Origin of the sequence: Poseidonocella sedimentorum (assembly GCF_900116005.1) — a bacterium.
In the GTDB taxonomy this organism is placed as follows: Bacteria; Pseudomonadota; Alphaproteobacteria; order Rhodobacterales; family Rhodobacteraceae; genus Poseidonocella; species Poseidonocella sedimentorum.
Genome location: NZ_FOYI01000009.1, coordinates 126,032 through 132,308 on the forward strand (window position 1 = coordinate 126,032; position 6,277 = coordinate 132,308).

Sequence of the window (6,277 nt, forward strand, 5' to 3'; positions counted from 1 at the left end):
CGCTCGCGGGGCGATATTTTGGCCCCGACCGCGGCGATGATCCCGCGATGACACCCCGTTGATCAGGACCTTGCCCCACCGATGATTGCCCGCCTCCTTCTGACCGTTTCGCTGGCCCTTGCGCCGATGGCGAGCCCCGCGGCACCGCCGGTCCGCCCCCTCGAGGCGGCAATGGCGGCGTTGCGCGCGGGCGATTGGGACACGGCGACGGCGCTCGGCCAGCGCGAGGGCAGCGTCGGGGCCGATATCATCGAGTGGCAGCGGCTGCGCGCGGGGCGCGGCAACTTTGACGAGGTGCGCGCCTTCCTTGAGCGGCGCGGCGACTGGCCCGGGCTTGCGCTGCTGCGGCGTCGCTCCGAAGGGGTCGCGGCAGAGGGCGCGCCGGCCGAGACGAAGGCCTTCTTCCAAAGCGCCCTGCCGCAGACGGGAGAGGGCGCGCTTGCCTATGCCGCGGCGCTGCGGGCCTCGGGGCAGGAGAGCGCGGCGCGCGACGCGCTGGTCTTCGCCTGGCGCAGCCTCGCGATGGATCCCGGGACGGAGGCAAAGTTCCTCAGCCAGCACGCAGCGCTGCTTGCCGACCACCAGATCGCCCGCCTCGACATGCTGCTCTGGACCGGCGAGACCGAGGCCGCGCGCCGCCTGCTGGACGCCGCGGGCGCGGCGATTTCCCCCGGCTGGGCAGCGCTCGCCAAGGCGCGGATCGCGCTCCGGGCCCGCGAGGACGGGGTCGATGCGCTGATCGAGGCGATTCCCGCCGCCCTCGCCGAAGATCCGGGCCTCGCTTATGAGCGATTCCTCTGGCGCACCCGCGCGGGCCGCAACGACAGCGCGGTCGACCTCCTGCTCAGCCGCAGCACAAGCGCGCAGGCCTTGGGCGAGCCCGAACGCTGGGCCAACATGCGCCGCCAGTTCGCCCGCCAGGCGATGCGCGCTGGCGACCTGTCGCGCGCCTACCGGATCGCCTCGAGCCACCATCTCACCGGCGGGGCGAACTATGCCGATCTGGAGTGGCTCGCGGGCTATCTCTCGCTCAAGCTGCACAACCCGGCCCGCGCGCTGGACCATTTCAAGGCCATGTCCGCCGCCGTGGCGACGCCGATTTCGCTCGGTCGCGCCGGCTATTGGCTCGGCCGGTCCTATGAGCAAATCGGTGACATGGAAGCGGCGACGCGCGCTTACGGCGAAGCGGCCAAACACCAGACCGGGTTCTACGGGTTGCTGGCGGCCGACCGGGCGGGGATTGCCGTGGACGAGGCGCTGCGCGGCCTTGAGCCCTACCCGGACTGGCGCGAGGCGGGGTTCACCGGCTCGTCGGTGTTTCAGGCCGGGGTTCTGAGCCTCGCGGCGGGGGAGCTTTACCTTGCCGAGCGGTTCTTCGTGCATCTCTCCGAGAGCCTGTCGGAGCCGGAGATCGGCGCGCTCGGACGCATGGCCGAGGAGCTCGGCGCGCCGCATATCGCGGTGATGCTCGGCAAACAGGCCGTGCGGCAGGAGATGATGGTCGAGCGCCCCTATTTCGCGATGCACCCGGTCGCGACGCGGAGCGACGGCCTGCCGCCCGAACTCGTCCTTTCCATCGCGCGGCGCGAAAGCGAATTCGACCCCGGCGTGGTGAGCCCCGTGGGCGCGCGCGGTCTCATGCAGCTCATGCCCGGCACCGCCGAGGAAATGGCTGGCGATCTCGGGATCGGCTATAGCGCGGGGGCGCTCCTGTCCGACTGGGGCTATAACGCGCGGCTCGGCGCGGCCTACCTGCGCGAGCTTTCCGAGCGGTTCGACGGCAACCCGGTGATGATCGCCGCGGCCTACAACGCGGGGCCCTCACGGCCCGACCGCTGGATGGAGCTCTACGGCGATCCCCGAGGCGGGCGGATCGAGGAGATGGTCGACTGGATCGAGATGATCCCCTTCCGCGAGACGCGCAACTACGTCATGCGCGTGACCGAGGCGATGATCGTCTACCGGATGCGGCTCAACCGCGATCCCGGGCGGTTGTCCGATCTGCTCGTCGGGCGGATCTAGGGTGAGGTCTTCTTGACGACTGTTTTGAATGCTGACGCGCTACGGGGTATTCGACGCCATGCGGTTCTGTGTTTTTCGCTCATCAGCTTTGCTGCCTTTGGTGGGCGCTGTTTTGGGCAATGCCGCATGCCTTGAATCAATTTAAGAACAGAAAATTGGATACCGGCGAAAAAGGTTGGCGAAGGGTCAGGACCCGGCCAGAGCGGCCAGAATGGCGAGGTCGGTCTTGTTAAGCGGGCCATCGTTCCACGGGCAGTGACGCAACCGCAGCGCGGCCAGTAGCGTTTCGTCATCCACCTCGGCGGTATAGCCTGCACGGCTGGCGAGGACGCGAAAGGGGTCGGTGGGGATGGCGCTGCTGCGCGCTGCGGCCTGGGCAAGCCCCTGCCGCGCGAGGCGGGCCCAGTCGAAGCGCCGCCCGGGGTCGACCTTGCGCCCCGGGGCAAGATCCGAGTGGCCGATGACGTTTTCCGGGGCGATCCCGTGCCGCGCCATCATCCCCGTCAGCAGCCCCTCAAGCGCGGCCATCTGCGGCTCCGCGAAGGGCTCTTTCCCGGTGTTGGACAGCTCGATCCCGAGCGACCAGGAGTTCACATCCGCGCGCCCGCGCCAACGCCCCGCGCCCGCGTGCCACGCCCGATCCGCCTCGCGCACCATTTGCGTCACCGCGCCGCGCGCGTCGATCAGGTAGTGGGCCGAAACCTCGGCCTCGGGGTTGCAAAGCCAGTCAATCGCGCCGGTCGCGCTGGCCATGGCGGTGTAGTGAATGACGATGATCTCGGGGCGGCCCCCATCGCGCCGGGGGCCGAAGTTGGGCGAGGGGCGCCAGACCGGCGCCGCGCTCATTGCGAATTGGCCGAAATCGCCCGCCGGAACGGCGCTGGATCCCAGTCGCAGGCAAAGCCGTCGCCATCCGGGTCAAGCCCGCTGCGATCCCGCTCCGGCCCGCCATTGGTGAGGAAGGCGACCTGCGCCTGATCGGCCGAGGCGAACTGGGCACATTTGCGCTCATGCGCCGCCGCGGTCCGCAGGTTCAGGCGGGTATAGATCGGCTGGCCGGGGGTATTGGTGGTGCTGAGCGCATACTGGACGATGTTGGCGCTGCCAGCGCCGCCGCGCGTCGGCAGGGCGGTCGGCTGGACCTGCTCGTACTGGCTGCGCAGGGCCTCGGTGCGCTCGGCGTCGCTCTCGATGCTGCGCAGCTCGCCCACGCGGTCAAAATCGTTCTCCGCCGAGATCCCCGTGGCGGTGACGGCCTCGGGCGCCGGGGTGCCGGGGCGCGTCGTCACCGGGTTGCCCGCGGGATCGAGCGCTATCTCGGTGATGATCGGATCGCGCCCCTCCAGCGCCGCGTCGCGCTCAGCCTGCGCGGCGGTATCCGCGCCGCCATAAACTATGGGGGAGACATCATTGGGAATGCCCGGACTACAGGCCGAGAGGGCCGCGAGCAGGGCGCCCGCCCCAAGGCCACTGAACAAATTGACGCGCTTCATGATCAAAACCCTACCACCATTTCGCCGGTTTCGCCACAAATCCCGCAGCCTTTTCCAAAGCATAGGCGGTATTGAGCAGGTCGCCCTCTTCCCAGGGCCGCCCGATGAGTTGCAACGCCAGCGGAAGACCCTGCGCATCCGTGCCCGTGGGCACCGCGATGCCGGGCAGTCCGGCGAGGTTCACCGTCACGGTGAAGATATCGTTGAGGTACATCGCAATCGGATCCGCCTCGCTCATCTCGCCCAGCCCGAAGGCCGCCGACGGTGTCGCAGGGGTCAGGATCGCGTCGATCCCCTCGGCGAAGACCGTCTCGAAATCGCGCTTGATGAGCGTGCGCACCTTGCGCGCGCGGTTGTAATAGGCGTCATAGAACCCCGCCGAGAGCACATAGGTCCCGACCATGACGCGTCGCTGCACCTCGTGGCCGAACCCTTCGGCGCGGGTCTTTTCATACATCTCGGTGATGCCGTCCCCCTGCGCCAGCGCCGCTCGGTGGCCATAGCGGACCCCGTCATAGCGCGCGAGGTTCGACGACGCTTCGGCGGGCGCGATCACGTAATAGGTCGGCAGCGCGTATTTGGTGTGCGGCAGCGAGATATCGCGGATCTCCGCGCCCGCATCGCGCAGCATCTCGGTCCCCTCGGCCCAGAGATTCTCGATCTCGGCGGGCATGCCGTCCATCCGGTATTCCTTGGGAACCCCGATCACCTTGCCGCGAATATCGCCGGTCAGCATGGCCTCGAAATCCGGCACCGGCAGATCCGCCGAGGTGCTGTCCTTGGGGTCATGCCCGGCCATCGCCTCCAGCATGATCGCCGCATCGCGCACCGATTTGGTCATCGGCCCGGCCTGATCGAGCGAAGAGGCAAAAGCCACCACCCCCCAGCGGGAGCAGCGCCCGTAGGTCGGCTTGATCCCGGTGATCCCGGCAAACGCCGCGGGCTGGCGGATCGAGCCGCCCGTGTCCGTGCCCGTCGCCGCGAGGCACAGATCCGCCGCAACGGCCGCCGCCGAGCCGCCCGAAGAGCCCCCCGGCGTCAGCGCCGCGTCATCATTGCCCCGTCGCCACGGGTTGACCGCGTTGCCATAACAGGACGTCTCGTTGGAGCTGCCCATGGCGAACTCGTCCATGTTGAGCTTGCCCAGCATGACCGCGCCCGCGTCGAACAGGTTCTGCGTCACCGTGCTCTCATACTCGGGCCGGAACCCCTCCAGAATGCGCGAGGCGGCCTGCGACGGCACGCCCTTGGTGCAGAAGAGATCCTTGATCCCCACCGGCAGCCCGCACATCGCCGGCGCATCGCCCGCCGCGATCCGCGCATCCGCCGCCTCGGCCTGCGCAAGCGCGATTTCCGGCGTGTGGTGGACAAAAGCATTGAGCGCCGCGGCGCCCTCGATCTCACCGAGAAAGGCCTTGGTCAGTTCCACCGAGCTCACATCCCCCGCGCGCAGCTTGTCGCGGGCCTCGGCAAGGGTCAGTCCGTTCAAATCGCTCATCGTCATTCCACCACTTTCGGCACGGCAAAGAACCCCTCGCGCGCATCCGGCGCGTTTTTCAACACCGCCTCGGGGTGCCCCCCGGCAGTGACCTCATCGGCCCGGCGCTTGAGCTTTTGCGGCGTGACGGAGGTCATCGGCTCGACACCCTCCACATCGACCTCGCCGAGCTGCTCGATGAAGGTGAGGATGTTGTTGAACTCCTCCGCCAGCGCGGGCAGGGCGTCCTCCTCGACCCTGATACGGGCCAGTTTCGCCACACGGGCGGCGGTGTCCTTGTCGATCGACATGAGGGCTCTCCGGTCTTTATCGGGCTAGGGTCTCGGGCTGGCCTCGCGTTTATCGCCGCAGGCCCGGCGCTGCAAGTGGAGGATGAGCGGGTAGCGCGCTGGTGGACCCACGTACTGTCTCAGTTTTGCTCGAACGAAGTCCCTGCGCGCGGCTAAGGCATAGGCCGCCTTTAAGTCTCCAACCCGCCCGTCTCGCCTAAGGCGAGCCGACTTAAAGCGGCGCACCTTGGATGCGATGGGGCGGCTTCCCTCCGTTCGAACGAAGTATCAACGCGCGGAGACAAGGCCGAAGGCCGCCGCGCGATCGCCGACCCGCCCCCCGGGGCGGCGATTGTTCCCCGTTTGCGCGACGGTCGAAGTGGGAGGGATGTGGCGGCTATAAAGCACACGGATCAGAGGGAAGGCGCCACCCCGCGGCTCGGCGATCGCGCGGGGTCTTCGAAATTATTGGTTGTCAAAGTATTTCCGCGCCGTGAAAGTGGCAGAGTGTTGCAAAGCAGGAGAAAAGATGTCTGATCTGCGTGAGTATTTCGGATTTGTATATCGGGAATTCGATACCCTGCAAGTTGAGTGGCGGCTGTATGTTTCTCTGTTTGGAAAAAATAAGGAAACCGTAGATTTATTGAATGAAGTCTCCGGTCCCACCACCCTAGGGTCAGGACTCATAGCCAATAAATGACGATTGCTGCGAGAGCGATGGCCGAGAGGAAGACCTTGGGGCAGCGATCATACCGGGTTGCGACGCGCCGCCAATCCTTGAGCCTGCCGAACATGATCTCAATCCTGTTGCGTCGCTTGTATCGACGCTGATCGTATTTCACGGGCGTCTTGCGTTGCTTTCGACCCGGGATGCAGGGCCTTATCCCTTTGTCTTTCAAAGCGTCTCTGAACCAGTCGGCGTCATAGCCACGGTCTCCGAGCAGCCAGTCTACATTCGGCAGGCTGCTCAGCAGTGCCCGCGCGCCGATGTAGTC

Annotated in this window: 7 protein-coding genes; 2 read left to right on the forward strand and 5 right to left on the reverse strand. The window is 67.0% G+C overall.

Going from position 1 to position 6,277, the window contains the following annotated elements; all coding sequences use genetic code 11:
• Positions 1-81: 81 nt before the first annotated feature.
• On the forward strand, positions 82-2,022 hold the full coding sequence (locus BM353_RS13110) for a lytic transglycosylase domain-containing protein (protein ID WP_245759649.1): 1,941 nt from the start codon (positions 82-84) through the stop codon (positions 2,020-2,022).
• A 186-nt stretch (positions 2,023-2,208) separates the two neighbouring features.
• Here BM353_RS13110 and BM353_RS13115 read toward each other — a convergent pair whose 3' ends face one another.
• Genes BM353_RS13115 through gatC form a run of 4 tightly spaced genes read right to left on the reverse strand, consistent with a single transcriptional unit; the run spans position 2,209 to position 5,303 of the window.
• Entirely contained in the window at positions 2,209-2,868 is a 660-nt protein-coding gene (locus BM353_RS13115) for an N-acetylmuramoyl-L-alanine amidase (RefSeq protein WP_092081605.1), read from the reverse strand.
• Entirely contained in the window at positions 2,865-3,515 is a 651-nt protein-coding gene (locus tag BM353_RS13120; RefSeq protein ID WP_092081607.1) for a hypothetical protein, read from the reverse strand. Before BM353_RS13120 ends, BM353_RS13115 begins: the two co-directional genes overlap by 4 nt.
• 10 nt (positions 3,516-3,525) lie before the next feature.
• Positions 3,526-5,013: an Asp-tRNA(Asn)/Glu-tRNA(Gln) amidotransferase subunit GatA gene (gatA, locus tag BM353_RS13125; protein WP_092081609.1), complete on the reverse strand. Its 1,488-nt coding sequence runs from the start codon at positions 5,011-5,013 to the stop codon at positions 3,526-3,528.
• A 2-nt stretch (positions 5,014-5,015) separates the two neighbouring features.
• Positions 5,016-5,303 carry an Asp-tRNA(Asn)/Glu-tRNA(Gln) amidotransferase subunit GatC gene (gene gatC / locus BM353_RS13130; protein ID WP_092081611.1) on the reverse strand — a complete coding sequence of 96 codons (288 nt, stop codon included), beginning with the start codon at positions 5,301-5,303 and terminating at the stop codon, positions 5,016-5,018.
• A 508-nt stretch (positions 5,304-5,811) separates the two neighbouring features.
• Here gatC and BM353_RS16965 point away from each other — a divergent pair.
• Positions 5,812-5,982 (forward strand): hypothetical protein, encoded by a 171-nt coding sequence (locus BM353_RS16965; RefSeq protein ID WP_177220552.1) that lies wholly within the window; start codon positions 5,812-5,814, stop codon positions 5,980-5,982.
• Here BM353_RS16965 and BM353_RS13135 read toward each other — a convergent pair.
• Positions 5,966-6,277: transposase (locus tag BM353_RS13135; protein ID WP_143104161.1), on the reverse strand; the 312-nt coding region annotated here is incomplete at its 5' end. The genes BM353_RS16965 and BM353_RS13135 overlap by 17 nt on opposite strands.

Excerpts from the sequence above, each read along its gene's own strand:
- BM353_RS16965 (WP_177220552.1), top strand. The coding sequence starts at position 5,812 with ATGTCTGATCTGCGTGAGTATTTCGGATTTGTATATCGGGAATTCGAT.
- gatC (WP_092081611.1), bottom strand. The coding sequence starts at position 5,303 with ATGTCGATCGACAAGGACACCGCCGCCCGTGTGGCGAAACTGGCCCGT.
- BM353_RS13110 (WP_245759649.1), top strand. The coding sequence starts at position 82 with ATGATTGCCCGCCTCCTTCTGACCGTTTCGCTGGCCCTTGCGCCGATG.
- BM353_RS13120 (WP_092081607.1), bottom strand. The coding sequence starts at position 3,515 with ATGAAGCGCGTCAATTTGTTCAGTGGCCTTGGGGCGGGCGCCCTGCTC.
- gatA (WP_092081609.1), bottom strand. The coding sequence starts at position 5,013 with ATGAGCGATTTGAACGGACTGACCCTTGCCGAGGCCCGCGACAAGCTG.
- BM353_RS13115 (WP_092081605.1), bottom strand. The coding sequence starts at position 2,868 with ATGAGCGCGGCGCCGGTCTGGCGCCCCTCGCCCAACTTCGGCCCCCGG.